Source organism: Paraburkholderia sp. RL17-373-BIF-A (genome assembly GCF_046030175.1).
Lineage (GTDB): Bacteria > Pseudomonadota > Gammaproteobacteria > Burkholderiales > Burkholderiaceae > Paraburkholderia.
Map to the genome: position 1 here is coordinate 23,691 of NZ_JARESO010000051.1, position 20,341 is coordinate 44,031.

Consider the following 20,341-nt stretch of genomic DNA (forward strand, 5'->3'; position numbering starts at 1 on the left):
TGGTGTCGGCATGGACGCCCAGCCGAACAACGTCGGCATCCACGTCAAGCAGGACACCGAAGTTCCTGACCTTGGTAAGCCAAATGCTATCGAGGTGGCCGCCGCTGAATGGCGCGTGAATACCCGTATTGCGCAGGGCTATCGGGAATTCACGCACTCCGACATTACCGAGCCGAGGGACCCTTCCTTCAACCCGTGGACTTATCTCAAGACAAACGAATCGCAATACCGAGACATCCTCCCGTATGTACTGTCGAACTCAAGAATAAATACGATTCAATCTGAGGGTGGACTTCGCAAATACCTTGACGGCCAACGCCTCAACCTTGCCGACCACGAGATGGCCGCGCGGGGAGACGTGTGGGGCCACTTGCTCGGCATGGGTGCCTCCCTGTTTGACATCACCTCGGCATTCTCGCTTGGCGGTGTGGCTCTCGGTGGCATCAAGGCCGCCTCGACTGTCGGTAGCGTCCTGAAGAGTGCCGGTGTCTTCGCGCTCGACGCGGCGGCACAGGAAGGCGCTCTGCAACTCACGGACTCCACGCGAGACGCGGACCCCAAAGACCTCTTCATGAACATCGGCATCGCTGCTTCGCTCGGCGGTGTCGTGGGTGGCATCTTCAAGCACGCGAAGCCTGACAGTGTTCTCAACCCGACGCACCCCGACAACCCGCTGCATCCCGATAACGTGGACAAGCCACAGCCGGTGGTCGAGATGCAACTGGGGCAGACGCCCGAGGAAGGCTTCACGCTCGACCCTTATGGCCGCAAGGAGCCCACGTTCGGTACGGCTGACTCTGTGGGCGCGGCTCGCGCTGATGCACACGCAGCGTCCGACTACGAGGCTGGCACTGAACTGGCCCAAGGCGGCCGGCTCGCGCAGGCACTCGACAAGACCACGACGTTCATGGGCGCGACGCCTATGCAACGCTTCAGCAACTACTCGATTCCCGAGGCCCGCGAACTGTTCCTGGGTCTCGCTGATACGGGTGGCATGCTGACCAAGGCCAACCTGGAGGGCGTGTCTCACGGCCCCTCGGCGGAAGACCTCGCTCTGCTGAACGGTCAGAAGTTCAAGTTCGACATGGGCCAGATCGACAACGTCTGGAACGAAGCGAACCAAGCGCTCGGTCAGTCGCAGTTCGAGACGTCCGTGAAGGACAAGCTGACCTCTGCGTCCCAAGGCGCGGTCGATAGGAACACTCTTCCGCGCGACTCATTCAACCAGGCGGTCTTCACGATCATGCGCGGCTCGAACACGGCCACGCCCAGCACTCAAATCTCCGAGAACGTCATGAAGGCCCTGCGAGACTCGGGACTCACCGAGGCTCAGGCCAGGGTGGTTCACCCGCTGGTATACAAGGCAGAGAAGGCAGCACACGACTCCATGGAGGCTCTGTGGGAGCGTGGCGTCAAGGTAGGCGCAATCGAGCCTGACGCGAAGGGCGAGGGGCGCTATGGCGCTCCCCAGGTCTACGACCGCGCCCAGATCGCGCGGAACATGCAGGAGTTCAAGAACGACCTCCACGAAGTGTTCGGCTCAAACCCCACCGAGTGGTGGCTGCGTGAGGAAGGGCACATCAAGGACCCCAACGCAGCCGCGCTACCCGAGGGCGTCGAAGGACCGCAGTACGCGTCCTGGGACGAGATGAAGGAGAAGGCCACGCCCACGGAACTGAATGACGTCCTGCGGGCATGGCGCGGCGAAGAGAACGACTGGACGAACTCGATGCTCCAGGCGCGAGTCGATGAGGCCACGCGGCGGCAAGCGGGCGCACAGCACGACGCTGCGGACATCCTGCAACTTCACGCTGGCGCAGAGCGCGAGTGGAAGCGTGCGAAGCTCGATGAGATGCAAACGCGCGGTCGAAGCCTCGAACGGAACGCCGTGCTGCGCAAGGTGGCCTCGGCTACCTACGCGGCTCAGAAGGCAGACGCCAAGGTAAGCATCGCGCTGGACAAGCTGGGCGGCGACGAGTCGGCATACACCGACATCGCGAACACCCTGCAAGAACAGGGCATGCGTGTCGATGAGGCAGGCGCAGCCATCCAGAAGGCGCGTGAGCGTCTCGCCGCAACGTCTGAAGCCCAAAGCCTCACCGAGTCCCTCAAGGGCAAGGTGGAGGACCTGAAGGGCCAGCAAGCGTCTACCCGTGCAGAGAAGGCAGATGTCCTCGGGGAACTGAAGGACGTCTCCGAGAACCTGGGCGGCACCGAGCGTGCCCGTGCCCAGACTCCGCTGCGTCAGCAACGCGATGCGCTCAACACGCAGCGCAAGGCGACTCAGGCGGAAATAAATGAGGCGAAGGCCACTATCCGCGAGGCACTGCAAGAACGCCGGGAGGCGCAAGAGTCCCTGCGCCGCGCGAACGCTGACTTCGACTCAGTCGCCAAGGACTACGCGAACAGCCAGCGATGGCACGACGCGGCAGCGGCGGAAGTGAAGAAGATTATGGACAACGAGAAGGAGGCCCTGCTGAAGCCTGGGCTGGAGCACGAGATGGATGGGCACATTGATGCCGCTCGCCATCTGCGGGAGAAGCTGGAGGAAGCAACGGCTGCACGTCGGGACGCATTCGAGTTGCGCAAGCAACTGGGCATGGCCGCGACCGAAGCCGAGGCTGAGTCCAACAAGTCCGCTCATGCTCTGAAGAAGTCCCTGCGCGACCAGCGACGCCTGGCACACGAGACGCACCCGGTGCAGAAGGCTGTCGATGAGATGGCGAATCACTTCGCCGGGATCGACAAGGCACCGAGCGGTCTCCTGCTGGACGAACTCCCTGACTCGGGCCGCGTGAAGGAGCGCAAGATCACCTACTCCGATGAGCAGTATCAACGGATGGTGGACAAGGGCTTCCTGAAATCCAACGTGGCCGACTTGATGGAGGCGTATCACAAGGACCTCGGTGGACGCATCGCGCTCCACGAAGCCCTCGGTGGTCCGTTCAACAAGCGCATGGAAGCAGTGCTCGACGCATACGACCGGAAGATCGGTGGCCTCGAAGGCAAGGCCAAGGTGACAGCACAGCACGAGAAGGCAATGGTGCAGAAAGACCTGGAGGGTTTGAAGAACCGAGTCCTCGGTGTCTACGAGCCGCGAGGGGACGACCCTGTGACCTACTTCCTCGACCGCGTACGCGACGCCTCGACTCTCCGCTTCGTCGGCGGGTTCGTTATGTCGGCCATCAACGACTTGGCGACCGCTGCGTTCGCTGCACCTGGCTCGGCCCTGAAGGCGCTGACCGGCACTGGCACCCGCCAGTTCGCTGCGATCCTGAAGGACGTCGCCAAGGGCTCAGAGGGCGCAAAGGAACTCGCTATGCTCATGGGCTCCTTCGAGCACGGGCTGGTGGGCAACATGTCCGAGCGTCACCTGGGTCGCGGTGCTGGCCGAGAGTACGTTGGGTTCGGCACCGGCTTCACGCGCAAGGCAACGACCGCTCTCGAAGTCGGTATGCAGCAGGGCATCACTGCGGTCTCCAAGCTCACGGGACTCTCTTCGTGGTCGGACAATATCCGGCGCACGGCGGGCGTCTTCCAGATGGCGAAGATTCGGCAGTGGGTGGGCCAAGGGTTCGACGCGCTCTCCAAGGGTCAGCAGGCGCAACTCGCCGCGCTGGGCATCGGACGCACTGAGGCCAACGGGCTCGCCAAGCTGTTCACCGAGCACGGGGAGACAGCAGGCAACGGTCTGTTCTACCCGAACATGGGCAAGTGGGGTACCGGCAGGGACGCGCTGCATCTGCGCACCACGTTGGAAACTGCGCTCATCAAGACGCAGCGTCGCGCCTCGCTGACTGGTGGCTATGCGCATATGCCGCTCATGATGGGTCAGCCCATCGGTGCTCTGTTCCTCCAGTTCCAGACCATGGCATACGCTTTCGAAAATCACTTCATCCGAGCGGGCATCCAGTACGGCGCAGTCACCGGGGATCACATGCGGTTCGCTATGGCTGTGGGCTGGGCGCTCGCTACGGGCGTGGCAATCAACGCCATCAAGACCTATATGAAAGGCGGTGATCCTGTCGAAGACATGCAGAGCAATCCTACGACGTTCGCGTACAACATCCTGCAACGCTCAGGACTGCCCGCCATGTACGGGTCCTACTTGGATGCTGGCGTGAAACTTCTCGACCCTCAGCTGAAGCAGCAGTTCGGCCTCACGCTTGGCGGTCAGGGCTCCAAGTTCTCGGCAAATGCCTGGTATGAAAATTTGCTGGGACCGTGGAGCGGCACACTGAACAGTGCGGGCTCCCTCGTATCTTCTGCGGTTCAAGGCGACACCGACAAGGTGGCGTCGAAGGCCAAGCAACTCATTCCCCTCAACCAATACTTCGGACTCTCACGATTGCTGTTCCCTGAGTCTAACTAATGCTTTCCCCTAGACGCCTCGGCGGCTCTTCGGTCGCTGGGCGTCGCCGCATCCCGCGTCAACCAAACCTATCCCCTATGCAACACACCATCCCCGAAGATTTTCTCTGGGTCAGTCACGTTGTCGTATCGCTTCAAGAGGCAGAAATGCAGCGCCTCATTGCCGACGCGGACGATAAGCCTGACATCCCAGTCCCCAATGGCGTCAAGCTGAAATTCTGCCGCGCCTGTGGCCGCGAGCATCCAGTCACCGAGTTTTACAGCGACCGGAGCCGATCTGACGGACTGAATCACTACTGCAAGACAGTGGACGTCGCCCGTCGCGTCAGCCGCGCCAAACGCGCCCGCGAGAAAGCCCGCGCCCTCGCAATTCACCAATCCCCCAACTAACCAATTAAACAACTAAACATGAACACACTTACCCCATCCCAACGCGCTGCCGCAAACCTGCCGGACCTCGACGCTATTGCAGCCCGTGAGGCGGCCGACAAGGCGACAGCCGCAGCCCTGAAGGAGAGTGTTGCCGCGCTGCACGACGCCATGAACTTGAAGCCAGCAGCGAAGGGCGAAGCCCTCCGTGCAATCGCATCGACGCTCTATGAACGCCATGATGTTGGTCGAGCCGCATCGCTCACCATGGCGTCCTACCGCCTAGAGAAAGACCCGCTCGACTTCGACGCCATTCGTATGGTCAAGCTGGTAATCGACGGGCTGGCAGAAGCAGCGGGAATGCTGGGCAGCTACTCGACGCCCACCGAGACCACGCCGGGAGCAGTGATTCCCCCTGCGCCCGCCCGCCCGGACGACTACACCAAGTCGATGCAGCGATACGAGGAACAGCGGATCGCCCACGAGCGCCGCCGAGAGGACGCCATGCACCCCATCGCCGCCATCGCTTCCCGTAATGGCTCGCACTGACCCCAGTCCCCACCATCAACCAACTGAGAACAATCTATATGTCCACCATTATCCGTTTCCTGAACCCGCATACGGGCGAGCCCGCGACCGAAGCCGACCGTATGGCGGGCAACGCCCATTACGTTGAATGCGACCACCAGGGCGTCCCCTTGCGTGATGCATCGGGCCGATGCGCCGCCTACGGCTCCCCGGACGAACTGAGTCCCCAAGAGAAGCATGCGACCTGGCGCGGCTCGGACCCGCATGTGACGCACATTCAAGCTCCGAACGCCGATGAGACTGCAGCGCTTCGGGCGCAACTTCAGGCGCGAGGCTATACGGCAGCCTGAAAGTGACCACCCTGTGGAGAGCATTCCCCGTCCCGGTCGAACACACCCGCTGGGTGTACTTCGGCCCGGAAGGCGCAGTGCTGGGCCAAGCCCCCATCGGGGACTGGAGCGAATCCGTGTGGCGTCAGGAGGCCCCTGGTGGCCCGTGGGTTCGAACCGACACCCCGGTCGCAAAGCCAGTACCGGCCCGATTGACGCGTCCTAATGCGTCTCCTAGAAGCCCATTCGCCACCCGCGACGAGATTGGTATGTCTCGGCGCACAAACCACTCAACGAAAAAATGACGACTACATCAACACCTTTACCTGTTAAGGGTCAATCACGCGGAGCGCTGGCTACCTTCGAGTTCCGCCAAGGCATGATGGACGCTGAAACATACGCTGGCGTCTGCAAAGAGGAAGCAAAAAGCAAGGAACAGGAGCGGGCGGCCAAAGCGCTCAAGGCCGCCAAGTATCGCCACGCTGCCGCCATGCGCCCCCGGATAGCTGGACAATTCCTGTTTGTGCCCCTGGCGAACATCTACGCAAAGGTTAAGATTCGTGCCGCAGAACATAAACGCCTTAAGGACGGTGGCTATACGGGAACCGGATGGATGTTCGATGATGAGTCCGCGTGTATCCGATGTCGTAAAGTAGGTTTGCCGAAAGACCACCCGGATCGCGGCATCTGGTTCGATGTTGGGGCACTCCTGCTGGGTTTGACGGATGGTCAAGCGTACACCGTGGCTTGCGCCTTTGACCTGACGACAATTCAGTTGGCAAGGTAAGTCGCTCCGGCTCGGTGTAGGCCCTGCCGTCAGTACCTATGGTAGCGTTAGCTTTGATGCACGCGAGGTTCACGTTACTGTAGGTTTCGGGAGGGAGCCCATCATTGTTGTATCCTCTCCAAAAACAACCGTTTAGTGCGCCCCCTTCATCATGTCATCTCGCGATCCATCTCCCCCTAGGCGTCATTACTACTCCGTGAGATCGGGGAAACGTCCCGCAGACGAAGGATTCTCGCTAGAGGACTTCAAACGGTTTTTTATGGCGGCATACGATCGCCTGGAAAATGACGGGCTATTCCAAGAGTGGTTCGGCTACAGTTGCGTGGATCACGACGGTGCTGATGGTAAGGCCGGGTCGGATACCGCCTTGTACGTGTTTCGGAAACTGCGTCGAAACGAATTATGGCCCGTACGGATGCACCTCGCCGGATACTCGGAAGACGACATGTTCGACGTCATCGAGTTTCTTTACGATCACTGTTCCAAAGGTGTGGAGGGGTACTATCACCAATTTGCAGACTGTGGATGGCATTACAACACTTTCGATGTTCGCTCTGGGCGGGAAGTTTTTAGGACAGAGATGAATGACATATTGGGAGACTACGGGCAAGGTTATGAACTGTCTCAGATCGGGGAAATCCTTGTCCTCCCGGACGATGAGTTCGCGCCAATGCTTTCGGCGGAATTGCCGCATGCCGATGCGGCCAATGTTCGCGAAAGGGTGGCGGCTGCAAAGCTGAAGTACCGCAGAAGGGCCCTTTCAGAGAGACGCGACGCTGTGCGCGACTTGGCCGACGTACTGGAATTCTTGAGGGCTGAGACCAAGGCAGTCCTGAAGTCGAAGGATGAAGCGGACTTGTTTAATTTGGCCAACAACTTTGGCATCCGGCATCACAACAAGGATCAGAAGACCGACTATGACCAGTCAATATGGCTTAGTTGGGCTTTCTATTACTACTTGGCCACGATCCACGCGTGCGTTCGACTGCTTGAGCGGTCGAAAAGCCGAGCGGAGTCATAAAGTCGTACTCCGTAGGTTGGTGGGGCGTTTTACGACACACGTCTTTGGTCAAACGTAGACAATGCTAGCTTGGGCAAGAAAGCTGATTAGGCGAGAAAATTACGTACAGGATAGTGCTCGCGTCTCCCACTCTTCAAATACCGTCACAATGCAAGAGACAAAAACGCTCGTTGTAGGTTCGCTGCGGCATGACCACGTTACTGCGGTGTCATGGTCGGATGTGTCGGCAGTGAACGTCTTAGATTTTGACAATGTCCTTGTTTTCTTGCCGAGTCTAAACATTGACGCGATTCGGGACATCGGCACGGATGCACTTTTTCGATTGCAGCACGTCTTTGCTCAGTTTCTAAAATCAGACGGCGCACTTTTTGTACTTGGGGCCCCGCCCTTACCTGATGGTAATCATGGTCAATGGTTGTGGTGTCCGGTCCCCATTATGTCGTTGCCTTTGAAGGGGGACACTGTCGAGATACACGATGGGGAATTTGCAAGCCTTCTAAGTCAGTTTAAGTCGTGGGACTGTGTGTATCAGTTGCATCCGCAGAATCACGCGCAAACCTTATCTGCCGTCCTGTCACAGGGCCTCGCCACCTTGATGTTTCAGGCTGATCCATACGCGATCAACCGTGCTGGCGGTCTGTTGGCCGCAAAATTCACCTACTTCAGCGAGGTGCGCGGCGGCGGGCGGCACGAATGGCCCGGCTCGGTTACTGTGCTGCCGCATTTCCGTAACGAAGAGCCGCATTCGGTTGTCGCTACGACGTTGGTCGATCTCTTAGGTAAGCCGCAATCAGAAGGAGTGCCAGATTGGTTGTCCTCTATCCCGATGCCGTCAGTCCTTCCGATTGATCTGCGCGTTGCCGAATTGCGAGAAGAGATAGCCAAACTCGAAGAACAGGTTGAACAACAACTTAGCGAAAAAGCCAAACTGGAGCGCTTCAAGCGGTTGCTGTACGTATCGAGTTTTGAGCTAGAAGACCTCGTTGCAGAATGCCTTGACCTGTTAGGTGCCGCTATCAAGCCAGCGCGATACTCGCAGGAAGAGTTTGTGATGGAGTGGAGGGGGGCTGTTTTTTTGGCCGAGTGTAAAGGGGTGTCGAAAAGCATATCTCTGGCCCATCTTCGGCAGGTTCAAGACTACGTACTCAAGTATGAGGAAGACGAGCATGCCGCAGGAAAGGGAATTTTGTTCGGGAACGCTTGGCGGGACCTTCATCCGAGCGAGCGAGATACGAACGACCGCCCCATTTTTCCACGTAACGTTATAGAGAGGGCCCAGCAATTCGGCGTTGCGTTGGTATCATCCGTTGATCTATTCCATGCTTTCTCGCGATTTTTGAACAACGAAGTGTCTGCAGAGGCGATTTTGTCATTGATAACGAGCGCGAAGGGCGTGGCCGACTTCAGTAGTCTCGGCAACCGGTAGCGAAACGGTCCCCAGAGCGGGCGTTTGGAAAGTTACGCGTGATACACTTCTTGCACTGTGTCAATTAATGCAGCGAATTGCCACGACACACTTCCGGGAAAGCCTTATTCTACCGTGGGTTCACAGAGGTTCAAATCCTCTCGCCCCGACCAAAGAAATCAAGGCCTTACAAGCAATGCTTGTAAGGCCTTTTTCTATTCTGCCGTTGATTACCATCTGGTTACTGGATCGTCCGCCTCAATCTGTCGCCGACAACGGGTGGCTATTTGGTCAGTCCGCTCAACTATTCGCCGACGCTCTCCGCGCTGGGCGCGTGCTCAAGGCAACCCAACTTCGGCGGCAAGGCGGGCTACACAACCCGATCAATACCTCGAGCGCCTATCAATTCTCGAAGATCGCGTACTGTTTTCGACAGCGGCGGACAGTGAAAGAACGAATGCGAAGCAAACGGCGGCGTGATTCTCCGCACGTTTTTCCGGACATGTATGCGCCTCGAAAAAAAGCGCTTAAGAATCCATAATAATATTCAAACCTCAACGGCACAGTCCTGCCAATATCGACCACGTCACTCGTTTTCGAGCAAGCGCTCTACGGATTTGTCCGTCACCTCAATCCCGGATCACCTCCACGCGACTACCATGCACGTTTCGCCGCCGCGTCCGGCGCGTCGCTACCACCAGGTTTCCGCATGAGTCTGCTACTTCGTTTGTTGCTTCTGATACTCACCAGCCGGCGCCGCAGCCGGCTGCATGTGCTCGATACGTGTGTCACGCCTTTTCGCGTCTGGTTGAATGACCTCGACGTCTTGCTCCACATGAACAACGGCCGTTATTTCACGATCCTCGATCTGGCGCGAGTCGATCTGATGATGCGCAGCGGCTTGTGGCGCCAATTGAAGGCGCAACGCTGGTATCCGGTCGTCACGCTGGAAACGATGCGTTTTCACCGCTCGCTCGAACTCGGCAATCGTTATGACGTCCGGACCCGTGTGATCGGCTGGGATGACAAGCACATCTTCATCGAGCAAGGGTTCATGCGCGACGATGCGCAAGTCGCGTTGGCCGTCGTGCGAGCGCGCTTCCTGAAGCGAAGCGGCGGAGTCGTCACGACTGCCGAGTTATTGCGACTGTCCGGCGTGACGCAACCATCGCCGGCGCTGCCCGAATGGGTCGCGCGCTGGAGCGAGGCCGAAGGCGGGATGGCGTTTCCGTCTTCTTCTACTTCGAGCCCGGAGACGAAGACCGTCACACGACGGTAAGCAGTCTGTTGCGCGGTCCTACGAGCCCGCACGAAACGCCATTTCAGACCAGCGTCCTGATCGAACTGCTGATACCACGCGCGCTATCGATCACCGCCGGCGCCAGCCGCGCTTCCGCTTCCGCGAGCGTCCAGCGGCTCGTCGGCGCGACGACATGAACCGCACCGACAGGCCGGCGCTCTCCGTCGAGCACGGCCGCCGCAATCGTCATATCGCCGATGAACAACTCCTCGCGGTTCGACGCGTAGCCATTGCGCCGCCCAAGCGCGAGACGCGTCCCGATCTCCTCGAGATCCGTGACGGTGTACTGCGTGTGCGTTACACGATCGCTGGCCACCAGCAGCGCGCGTGACTCGTCTTCCGGCAGCGCAGCGAGATACGCACGCCCCGACGCCGTGCAGTACATCGGAATACGGCTGCCGATCGGCATATGAATCGGCACGAACTTCATGCAGACGAAGCGCGCGACGTAGACCATGTCGACACCGTCCGGCTCGGTCAGATTGGTCGTCTCCCCAGTGACGTTGGTGAGCTCGGAGAGAAACGGGTTGGCGACGTCGATCAGCGTGTCGGCCGCAAGATAGTTGAAACCGATTTGCATCACGCGCGGCGCGAGCTGATACCGCTTCGTACGCGGATGCTTTCTCACATAGCCGAGCTTCTCCAGCGTGTAGATCATGCGCTGCGCAGAACTCTTGGTGATGGACGTCGCCTCCGCGACTTCCGGCAGCGTCATCGACCTGCGCTGCGCACTGAACGCGCGCAGCACCGCGATTCCCTTCTCCAGCGACTGATTGAACAGTGCGTCCGGCGTCTCATCCGGCTCCGGAGGCGCTTGCCGCTGCGCGTCGGGCGTCTTGCGTGTCATGGAATTACCCAATTGTTTAGGTGCGTGATCGAGACTAGCATATCGAATATCGATACGCAATTTACGATTGTCGATATTTTTGATTCGAATATCATGCTCTAACCGATGGCTGCCGATATTTCCATCGGCCCTCACCAACCCCGTGGAGAGACTCATGTTCCAGTTTGCCAAACGCTTCGCTAGTGTCTTTGCAACAGGATTGCTGCTCGCCGGTGCGCCGGCCTGGTCGGCGGCCGCCACCACCTACGAGGTCGGCTCGACGGCCACCGGGGTGCCCTTTACCTTTCTCGACGTGAAGAGCAATTCGATCCAGGGGCTGCTCGTCGATGCGATCACCGCGACCGGCAAGGCGGCAGGCTTCGATGTGAAGATCGAGCAGACCACGTTTTCGTCGCTGATTCCGTCGCTGACCACCAAAAAGATCGACATCATTTCGGCGGCCATGCTGAAGACGCCGGCGCGCGAGCAGGTCGTCGATTTCTCCGACACGGTCTATTCGTACGGCGAAGGCCTGATCGTACGCGCCGACGACAAAGGCCAGTACACGTCAATGGACGATCTCAAGGGCGAGGTCGTCGGCGCGCAGGTCGGCACCGCTTTCGTCGACGCCTTGAACAAGAAGGGCATCTTCAAGGAAGTGCGCACCTACGATTCGGTCGCCGACATCATGCGCGACGTCGCGTTGGGCCGCATCAAGGCGGGCTTCGGCGATCATCCGATCATTGCGTATCAGCTTCAGCACAATCCGAATCCGCAACTGCGCCTCGTCAGCGGATATCAGCCGTCGGTAAAAGGTCAATTGTGTTTCGTCGTGCGCAAGGGCGACACGGCCACGCTGGAGCAGTTGAACGCAGGCATCAAGAAGATCAAGGCTGACGGCACGCTGACGCAGATCGTCAAGAAGTGGCAGGTGGAATGACGCCGTCTTCAGAATAAGGACTGCCCGCCATGTTCTTCCAGAACGCCGTCGAATTCCTGCCGATCCTGCTGAAAGGCGCGGTCGTCACGATCGAGATCACCTTCTGCTCGTTCATTCTGAGCACCGTGCTCGGTCTGGTGCTCGCGCTGATGCGCGTGTCCGACAACCGCATCGTGTCGAACGCGGCCGCCACGTTTATCAACGTGATTCGCGGACTGCCGATCATCGTTCAGCTCTTTTATATCTACTTCGTGCTGCCCGATCTCGGCGTGCAGTTGTCGGCCTTCCAGGCCGGCTTCATCGGGCTCGGTATCGCGTACTCGGTGTATCAGGCGGAGAACTTCCGCGCGGGCATTCAGGCGATCGATCACGGGCAGATCGAAGCGGCGCAGTCCATCGGCATGCGCGGCGCGATGATCATGCGGCGCGTGGTGCTTCCCCAGGCGTTCAGGATCGCACTGCCGCCATACGGCAATACGCTCGTGATGATGCTCAAGGATTCGTCGCTCGCCTCGACGATCACGGTCGCCGAAATGACGCGTGCAGGGCAGCTCATTGCATCGTCGACGTTTCAGAACATGACGGTATTCACGCTGGTCGCGCTGCTTTATCTCGGACTCAGCCTGCCGCTCGTCTATGGACTGCGGCGGCTCGAACGCCGCCTTGGCCTGAAGGGAAAACGATGATCAAGGTCGACTCGATTCACAAGCGCTTTCATGATCAGCACGTGCTGAAGGGCGTCAGTCTGAGTGTCGAACGCGGCCAGGTCGTGTGTCTGATCGGTCCGTCGGGCTCGGGCAAATCCACGCTGTTACGCTGCATCAACGGACTGGAGCGGCATGACGCCGGCGCGATTACTGTCGAAGGTTGCGCCGTCGATGCGAAATCGAAGCAGATTCACGAGCTGCGTGCGCAGGTCGGTATGGTGTTCCAGCGCTTCAATCTGTTTCCCCATCGCACGGCGCTGGAAAACGTGGCCGAGGGGCCGGTGTTCGTCAAGAAAGAAGTGCGCGCTCAGGCACGCGAGCGGGCGCGGCATCTGCTCGACAAGGTCGGTCTCGCGCATCGGATGAATGCTTATCCCGCGGAAATGTCGGGCGGTCAGCGGCAGCGTGTGGCGATTGCACGCGCGCTGGCCATGGAGCCGAAAGCGATTCTCTTCGACGAACCCACCTCGGCGCTCGATCCGGAACTGGTCGGCGAAGTGCTCGGTGTGATGCGCCAGCTTGCCGACGACGGCATGACGATGATCGTCGTCACGCACGAAATGGCCTTTGCGCGCGAAGTGGCCGACCGTGTGTGTTTTCTTCATGACGGTGCGATCCATGAAGAAGGCAGCGCGCGGGAGTTGTTCGACCATCCGCGCCATGCGCGCACGCGCGAGTTTCTCGGCAAGATGCCGGCGCCGACCGAAGCCCATCGGATTTGAATACCATCATGAGTCAGGTTGAAGTTGCAAAACCGTTGCCCCCGTCTCTCTGGGCAGCGACGGCGGAACCCGCAATCGAGACGCCTCCGCTCGACGATTCGATTACGGTCGACGTGGCGATCGTCGGCGCCGGCTATACCGGTTTGTCGACGGCGTTGCATCTGGCGGAGCAGGGCGTGCGCGTCTGCGTGATCGACGCCAACGAACCCGGTTGGGGAGCATCCGGCCGCAATGGCGGCCAGGTCATTCCCGGCCTGAAATACGATCCCAATGAGCTCATCCGGCGCTACGGTCCGCGCGACGGCGACGCGCTCGTGCAAATGGCGGGCGGCGCCGCGGATACGGTCTTCGATCTGATCGCGCGCCACGGTATTCGCTGCAATGCCACACGCGCGGGCTGGATTCAGCCGACCCATTCGCACAAGCTGCTGGGCACGCTGCACGCGCGGGCGCGGCAATGGGAATCGCGCGGCGCGCCGGTCGAACTGCTCGACCGCGCGCAAGTATCGGAGCGGCTCGGCACGGATGCGTTCGTCGGCGGCTGGGTCGATCGGCGCGCGGGCAGCGTGCAACCGCTGAGCTACGCGCGCGGCCTTGCGCGCGCGGCGCAAGCGGCGGGCGCGGCGATTCACGGCGGAACCCGAGCCGCGAGTGTCGAGCGCGGCGTGAACGGATGGCGGATTCGCACGGCGCATGGTCCGGTCATCGAGGCGAAACAGGTGCTGCTCGCCACCAACGGCTATACCGACGGGCTTTGGCCACGTCTTGCGCAATCGGTAATCGCGGCAAACAGCTTCATTGTCGCGACGAAGCCGCTGCGGGGCGACGTCGGCGCAACGATTCTGCCGGGTGGCGAAGTGGCTTCCGATTCGCGGCGCCTGCTGCTGTACTTTCGCAAGGACGCGGATGGACGCTTGCTGATGGGCGGTCGAGGACCATTTCGCGAACCTCGCAACGCAGGGGATTGGGCGCATCTCGAGCGTGCCGCGCAGTTGATGTTTCCACAGCTGAAGGGCACCGAGTACGAATTCCGCTGGGCGGGCCGCATCGCCATTACGCGCAACTTCTTGCCGCACGTGCATGTGCCGGCGGAAGGCGTGACGATCGCGCTCGGCTACAACGGACGTGGCATCGCAATGGCGACTACGTTGGGAAAGCATCTGGCCGCATTTATCGCCGGGACGACGAGAGGCTTGCCGTTTCCGCCGACTTCGATCGAACCGATACCGTTGCATGCGTTGCAGCGGTTTTATATCAGCGCGGGAGTGGCATGGTATGCGTTGCTCGACGCGCTTTCGTGAGCGCGCCGTTCAGCTTCGCGTCGGCACGATTGGCGCGCACAGAAGGGAGCCCGTCTTGTGTTGATGGATCGACTAGCCGCGTCGGCGCAGTTCGACGCGCAGGTTCCGCGGTACCATCGAAAACGCGAACACTTCCTCTACCTCGGGCGCGTCTTTGACCTGCAACAGGTCGAAGTTGCGGCACAGCATGGCCACTGCGGATCTCACTTCCATCAAAGCGAGGCTGCGTCCCGGGCACAGGCGCGGTCCTGAGCCGAACGGCATGAAGCCCGCTCGATGATGACTGGCGGCGCTCGCGCCAGTGAGCCAGCGGTCCGGATCGAATACGTCGACCGCCGAGTTGCCGCCTTGCTGCAGTCCTGCCTCGCGCGTCAATAACGACAGTATTGCCCCCTTTGGAATCGCGATGTCGCCGACCTGGACGTCGTAATTCGGCTCGACTGCGAGAACTGGCGTAACGGATTTGAGCCGCATGGCTTCGTTGATTACGGCGTTCAGATAGGGGAGGGCGTCGCCCGCGTCGAAATCTTCGAGCATGGCCGCAGGCGCGATAACCGCGTCGACTTCTTCCTGCATTTTGCGCTGAACCTCTGGGTGAGAGGCCATGAAATACGCAACCCAGGCGATGGTGCTCGCCGTTGTGTCCTGCCCGGCTAACAGGATGGTGAACACGTTGGACAGCACTTCGTCGTCTGTCAGCGGCGCCTCTCCCTCCTGTTGCGCCATGAGCAGTGCCTCGAGCAGGTTCGCGGGAATCGCGTTCGCCGCCGAGCGTTGCGCGAGCCGCGCACGGTTGGCGGCGATGAGTTCCTTCGTGAGCGCCTGAACGGCGATCAAGGCGCGATCCAGCGCTTTGTCGGCCGGTCGCCTGGTGTCACGCCAAACGGAGAAGGGCGCACTGATTCGCCGGTTGATCGCCGGGAACATGACTTCGAGATGCCGCTGGATCACGTCGCCCTTGCCTTGGCCGTCGATGGTGCCCATGTCATATCCAAGGGCAAGATTCGTCGTGACGTCCAGCGTATAACGCATCAAGTCGTTCTGAATATCGATGGCTTGCTGAGCGAGAGTCGCGCTCTCCCATCGCTGCAGCAATCGCCTTGTCATCTCGCACAGCGACGGGAAGAGAGCCCGCAGATGCAGCGGATCCAGTGCTTTTGCGACGAGTTGGCGCTGCCTTCGCCAGGTGTCGCCTTCCGTGGAGAAGACGCCGTTGATACCCAGTTCCCGCGCGACCGTTTCGATCGTGTTCCAGCGGCGATAAGCGCCGGGTCGATCGCGCAAGACCTGATGGATGAGAATCGGATCGGCGATCGCGACGAAGGGGCGGCCGATCAACCTGAACGTGTACACAGGGCCGAATTCGCGGGACCACTGTTCGAGTACGAGATGCAGCCTCTCGGGTTGTAGATGCAATGTAGTGCCACGAAACGGAATTCGCTTTGGGCCAGGAAGCTGGGAAAGCGATCTTACGGGAGAGGCGCGGTGCGGCGTCTTATGGTCCGGGGCAGAGCGCTTTGCATTCCATGCCTGCACTTCGTTGCGATCGACTTTCACGTCGCCGTCTTCGATGATCGCGTCGAATCTCTTCAGATCCGATACACCCAGTCCTTGTTTGCAGCCTGACGAGCAATTGAACTGCCAATCGTGCGCCCGGCAAGTTAAAAGGCCGTCTTTTATCGTTCCTTCGGAAAGGAGGGTGCCTTCATGCGGACAGCGACCCTGAAAAATCGAAATGGCGTTGGCGTGCCTGAGTACGATCAAATCGATTCCGTCGATGTTCACCGCCTTGACGCGACTGTCTTTGAGTTCTTTCGTGCGAGCAATCACGACCGTGTCTGGAGAGCGCGGTCGCATCGCCTGAAGACTCGCGTTCATTTTGTCGCTCCTTCGTCAGACAGGCATCGTTTCATCCGCCGCCTAAGCAACAGGTAAGTCGCAATCCATGTTGTGCGCCACAGCGTCGGAGGCGATTGGTCACCAGACCATACTAGTCATTTGTCGAATGGAGCCAAGCACGCTATCTAGTGTCGTGCCGCCTTTTCATTTGGGCTCGTCGGTACTAAGTAGAACGATGCCGGCGCGTCGGTTCCGCAGTGCGCGAATCTCAACTGCTGTCGCTGTTGTTAAAGCCAGCGCCCCAGGTGGCATGCCGCTTGCGGAAGCAAGCCGGCGGCGCGTTCTCAGCGCTGACGTAACCTTTACCCTAAGTCGTTGATAACGATTCTCATTTTTTGCCTTGCCGTTTCGATGCGCTATGCTGGGATAGACGGCAGCAAACATAAGACGTGAGGCCGGTTCCGTGTTGGTGCAACGCCACCGAAGGACCTGCCCGACCAATCGTCCTTCGCCGGCACCGGGGTCTTCGCACACGAAACAGGGAGGTAATATGCAAGGCGACCCAAAGGTCCTGGAATACCTGAACTCGCAACTGAAAAACGAACTCACCGCGATCAATCAGTATTTCCTGCACGCGCGCATGTACGGCCACTGGGGGCTCGACAAGCTCGGCAAGCATGAATATGACGAATCCATCGGCGAGATGAAGCACGCCGATCTGCTGATCGAGCGCATTTTCATGCTGAACGGCCTGCCTAATCTGCAAGACCTCCACAAACTGCTGATCGGCGAGGAAACCAAAGAGATCATGGAGTGCGATCTGAAGCTGGAACAGATGTCGCAGGCCACCTGCAAGGAGGCTATCGTTTATTGCGAATCGGTTCGCGACTTCATCTCGCGCGAGATACTGACCCATATCCTCGACGACACCGAAGAACATATCGATTGGCTCGAGACCAATCTGGAGTTGATCGACAAGGTCGGCATCCAGAACTATCTGCAGTCAGGAATGGATTCGCCGGAGTGAGGTCGCTTTAGCAAGCGGCCTACGGATGACCTGAACGCCGGCGCGCTGGCCCGAGCGTGAGGCGCCCATTATTGGGCGCCCGGCGGCATCGGCCAGGTTTGCGTGTTGTTACTTCCACTTCCGCGATCGCCTGAGAATCATCAAACGCGGCCTTCTCGGGCCGCCGTCAACGCCGTAGACACTCTATGCGCCTTATTTCGTGGCGGGAAGAAGCCGATCGAGTTTTAGATGCGAATGTTTGGTATGTAAGACGTTCGATACAAAAGGGGTTGTTCGATGTCTGCCGTCCTACTCGACGCGCAACAGAGCGTGCGCGCCCTGTACTCGTGATGATCACGGACGATCGCAGGCCTGGTTGCACCGAAACAGGCCGACGCGATCGCCATACTCCAGCAAACATCTACCCGATTCATTGATGGCGTTTCACTACCTCGCGCCTCCCGCTCATTCGCGGCCCAGCGCGACGAACCGCTCGAGATGATGGTCCTCGTCGCCGAGTTGATGATCGATCATCACGAGGCGCTTCGCGTAATGGGCGAGCGGCAGTTCCCACGTCATGCCGATCCCGCCATGCAGCTGAATGCATTCCTCCGCCACTAGCGCGCCGATCCGCCCGATGCTGTACTTGGCCGCCGACACGGCGCGCTCCCGCACCTTGCGTTCGGCGCCGAGCGCCGCCGCCGCGTTGATCACCGCCGAGCGGGCCTGCTCGATCTCCAGCAGCAAGTCGGCCATGCGATGCTGCAACGCCTGGAAGCTGCCGATCGGCACGCCGAACTGCTTGCGCGTGCGCAGATAGTCGAGCGTGTAGTCCTTGGCGACATCCATCGCGCCGACGGCTTCGGAACACAGAGCCAATACGCCGCAGCCAATCGCGTATTCGAGCGTCGCGAAGCCCGCGTCTGCCGTGCCGAGCAACGCGTCGTCGCCGAGCGTGACGTTGTCGAATGTCACTTCGGCCGCGCGTCCGCCGTCGATCTTGCGATAGCCGCGCACGCTGACACCGGCCGCCTCGCGCGGCACGAGAAAGAGCGTCACGCCTGCTTCGCTATCGTCGTCACCGCGCGTGCGCGCCGAGACCAGAAAGAGCGAAGCGTGTTCGCCGTGCTGAACCACCGCTTTCGCGCCATTCAGTTGCCACGTATCGCCGCTGCGCTGCGCGCGCGTCGTCACGCGGGACAGTTCATAGTGACTGTCCGGCTCGCCGTGCGCGAGTGCGACGATGCGCGAGCCGTCGATCAATTCCCCAAGCGCGGCCTTTTGCGCCTCGCTGCCGCTCCGCGCAACGGCGCGGCCGACAATCAGCGTATCCAGAAACGGTTCGACCACGAGCCCGCGTCCGAGGCTCTCGAACACCACGGCGATATCGAAGCCGCCGCCACCGTAACCGCCGTCCGCTTCATCGAACAGTGCGCCGATAGTGCCGAGCTCCGCAAAGCGGCTCCACAACTCGCGGCTGAAACCTTCCGCCGACTGCGCGATCCGGTCGCGCGTCGCGAAGCCGTATTGCTCGCTGACAAAACGGTTGAGCGTATCCGCCAGCATGCGGCGGTCTTCGGTGTGCTGGAAATTCATGACGTGCGCCTCTTACAGTCCAAGGATCATTTTGGAAATGATGTTCTTCTGGATTTCGTTCGAACCACCGAAGATCGACAGCTTGCGATTGTTGAAGTACAGCGAGGCGGCGCTCGCCGCTTCGTCGGGGCCGACCTGCGTGCCTTCGAAGCCGTCGTGCAAGGCTTCCTCGACGAACGGCTGCGCGTACGGACCCATCGCGCGACGCGTGAGCGACGAGATTTCCTGACGGATCTCGGTGCCGCGAATCTTCAGCATCGAACTCTCGGCGCCGGGCACGCCGCCGCCCGCCACCGCCGCGATCACGCGCAGGTTGGTGGTCTTCATGTTCTCCAGATCGATCTCGACACGCGCCATGCGCGCCGCGAACGCGGGATCTTCCGCGAGCGGCCGGCCGTTGCGCCGCTGTTTCGCGGCGATCTTGCGCAGGCGGTTGAACGCGGCCACCGAGAAGCCGACGCCCGCGATATTGGTGCGCTCGTACGTGAGCAGATACTTGGCGTAGGTCCAGCCCTTGTTCTCTTCACCGACCAGGTTTTCGACCGGCACGCGCACGTCGGTGAGGAACACTTCGTTGACTTCGTGCTCGCCGTCGAGCGTGATGATCGGGCGCACTTCGACACCCGGCGTCTTCATGTCGATCAGCAGGAAGCTGATGCCTTCCTGCTTGCGCACGTCCGTGGCGCTGCGCACGAGGCAGAAGATCATGTTCGCGAAGTGGCCGAGCGTGGTCCAGGTCTTCTGTCCATTGACGATGTAGTGCTCGCCTTGCGCATCCATGCCGCGCATGGCGGTGGTTTTGACCGAGGCGAGATCCGAGCCGGCGCCCGGTTCCGAATAGCCCTGGCACCACCAGTCCGAGCCATCGAGAATACGCGGCAGCCAATGGCGCTTTTGCGCTTCGCTGCCGTATTTGATCAGCACCGGGCCGAGCATGTTGACGCCGAACGGCACCACGCGCGGCGCGCCGGCCAGCGCGCATTCGTTTTCGAAGATGAATTTCTGCACCGAGTTCCAACCCGGGCCGCCGTACTCTTTTGGCCAGTGATTGGCGAGCCAGCCTTGCGCGTTGAGAATCGCGTGCCACTCGGCCATGTCGTCGCGCGTGAGACGGCGCCCGCCGTGCACCTTGTCGGCGAGACGCTGCGGGAGTTTGTCGCGCAGAAAGGCCTGCACGTCGGCGCGGAAGGCTTCTTCCTCAGGAGTGAAGTTCAGATCCATGGCGGTTCTTCCGGATAGGGTTGAGCGACCGGCGCGCGGGGCGCGGCCGGTCATCATGACGCACGTCGACGAT

The 20,341-nt window shown here is 60.2% G+C and carries 17 protein-coding genes; 13 read left to right on the forward strand and 4 right to left on the reverse strand.

From position 1 onward, the window contains the following. Positions 1-10: 10 nt before the first annotated feature. The 8 genes from P0D80_RS37990 (at position 11) to P0D80_RS38025 (ending at position 10,089) form a co-directional block, all read left to right on the forward strand. Positions 11-4,372 (forward strand): hypothetical protein, encoded by a 4,362-nt coding sequence (locus P0D80_RS37990; protein WP_408291497.1) that lies wholly within the window; start codon positions 11-13, stop codon positions 4,370-4,372. 77 nt (positions 4,373-4,449) lie between these two features. Then, complete coding sequence (locus P0D80_RS37995) at positions 4,450-4,761, forward strand: hypothetical protein (protein ID WP_408291499.1); 312 nt, start codon at positions 4,450-4,452, stop codon at positions 4,759-4,761. Positions 4,762-4,779: 18 nt separating this feature from the next. Continuing rightward, positions 4,780-5,289, forward strand: a complete 510-nt coding sequence (locus P0D80_RS38000; RefSeq protein ID WP_408291501.1) for a hypothetical protein — start codon at positions 4,780-4,782, stop codon at positions 5,287-5,289. Positions 5,290-5,327: 38 nt separating this feature from the next. After that, positions 5,328-5,618: a hypothetical protein gene (locus tag P0D80_RS38005; protein ID WP_408291503.1), complete on the forward strand. Its 291-nt coding sequence runs from the start codon at positions 5,328-5,330 to the stop codon at positions 5,616-5,618. A 280-nt stretch (positions 5,619-5,898) separates the two neighbouring features. Continuing rightward, on the forward strand, positions 5,899-6,384 hold the full coding sequence (locus tag P0D80_RS38010; protein WP_408291505.1) for a hypothetical protein: 486 nt from the start codon (positions 5,899-5,901) through the stop codon (positions 6,382-6,384). 445 nt (positions 6,385-6,829) lie between these two features. Further along, the gene (locus P0D80_RS38015; RefSeq protein WP_408291507.1) at positions 6,830-7,405 is read left to right on the forward strand and encodes a hypothetical protein; all 576 of its coding nucleotides are present in this window, start codon (positions 6,830-6,832) and stop codon (positions 7,403-7,405) included. Positions 7,406-7,553: 148 nt separating this feature from the next. Next, on the forward strand, positions 7,554-8,831 hold the full coding sequence (locus tag P0D80_RS38020; RefSeq protein WP_408291509.1) for a hypothetical protein: 1,278 nt from the start codon (positions 7,554-7,556) through the stop codon (positions 8,829-8,831). A 688-nt stretch (positions 8,832-9,519) separates the two neighbouring features. Continuing rightward, a complete protein-coding gene (locus tag P0D80_RS38025) occupies positions 9,520-10,089 on the forward strand; it encodes a thioesterase family protein (RefSeq protein WP_408291511.1) in 570 nt (189 codons plus the stop codon). A gap of 43 nt (positions 10,090-10,132) precedes the next feature. On the opposite strand, the gene P0D80_RS38030 is transcribed toward P0D80_RS38025, so the two are convergent. Then, positions 10,133-10,957 carry an IclR family transcriptional regulator gene (locus P0D80_RS38030; RefSeq protein WP_408180054.1) on the reverse strand — a complete coding sequence of 275 codons (825 nt, stop codon included), beginning with the start codon at positions 10,955-10,957 and terminating at the stop codon, positions 10,133-10,135. 154 nt (positions 10,958-11,111) lie between these two features. Between P0D80_RS38030 and P0D80_RS38035 the strand changes: the two genes are divergently transcribed. Genes P0D80_RS38035 through P0D80_RS38050 form a run of 4 tightly spaced genes read left to right on the forward strand, consistent with a single transcriptional unit; the run spans position 11,112 to position 14,606 of the window. Then, positions 11,112-11,876: a substrate-binding periplasmic protein gene (locus tag P0D80_RS38035; RefSeq protein ID WP_408291514.1), complete on the forward strand. Its 765-nt coding sequence runs from the start codon at positions 11,112-11,114 to the stop codon at positions 11,874-11,876. A 29-nt stretch (positions 11,877-11,905) separates the two neighbouring features. Then, positions 11,906-12,562, forward strand: a complete 657-nt coding sequence (locus tag P0D80_RS38040) for an amino acid ABC transporter permease (protein WP_132373704.1) — start codon at positions 11,906-11,908, stop codon at positions 12,560-12,562. Beyond that, positions 12,559-13,305 (forward strand): amino acid ABC transporter ATP-binding protein, encoded by a 747-nt coding sequence (locus P0D80_RS38045; RefSeq protein ID WP_408291516.1) that lies wholly within the window; start codon positions 12,559-12,561, stop codon positions 13,303-13,305. The genes P0D80_RS38040 and P0D80_RS38045 overlap by 4 nt, the downstream gene beginning before the upstream one ends. Before the next feature lie 8 nt (positions 13,306-13,313). Continuing rightward, the gene (locus P0D80_RS38050) at positions 13,314-14,606 is read left to right on the forward strand and encodes an NAD(P)/FAD-dependent oxidoreductase (RefSeq protein ID WP_408291518.1); all 1,293 of its coding nucleotides are present in this window, start codon (positions 13,314-13,316) and stop codon (positions 14,604-14,606) included. Between the two features lie 72 nt (positions 14,607-14,678). Here the strand turns inward: P0D80_RS38050 and P0D80_RS38055 are convergent, their stop codons facing one another. Continuing rightward, the gene (locus P0D80_RS38055) at positions 14,679-16,484 is read right to left on the reverse strand and encodes a cytochrome P450 (RefSeq protein ID WP_408291520.1); all 1,806 of its coding nucleotides are present in this window, start codon (positions 16,482-16,484) and stop codon (positions 14,679-14,681) included. Positions 16,485-16,995: 511 nt separating this feature from the next. On the opposite strand from P0D80_RS38055, the gene bfr reads away from it, so the two are divergent. After that, entirely contained in the window at positions 16,996-17,472 is a 477-nt protein-coding gene (gene bfr, locus P0D80_RS38060) for a bacterioferritin (protein WP_132373708.1), read from the forward strand. Positions 17,473-17,916: 444 nt separating this feature from the next. Here the strand turns inward: bfr and P0D80_RS38065 are convergent, their stop codons facing one another. Continuing rightward, entirely contained in the window at positions 17,917-19,047 is a 1,131-nt protein-coding gene (locus tag P0D80_RS38065; protein WP_408291523.1) for an acyl-CoA dehydrogenase family protein, read from the reverse strand. Between the two features lie 12 nt (positions 19,048-19,059). Then, positions 19,060-20,268 carry an acyl-CoA dehydrogenase family protein gene (locus P0D80_RS38070; protein ID WP_408291525.1) on the reverse strand — a complete coding sequence of 403 codons (1,209 nt, stop codon included), beginning with the start codon at positions 20,266-20,268 and terminating at the stop codon, positions 19,060-19,062. Positions 20,269-20,341 lie beyond the last annotated feature (73 nt).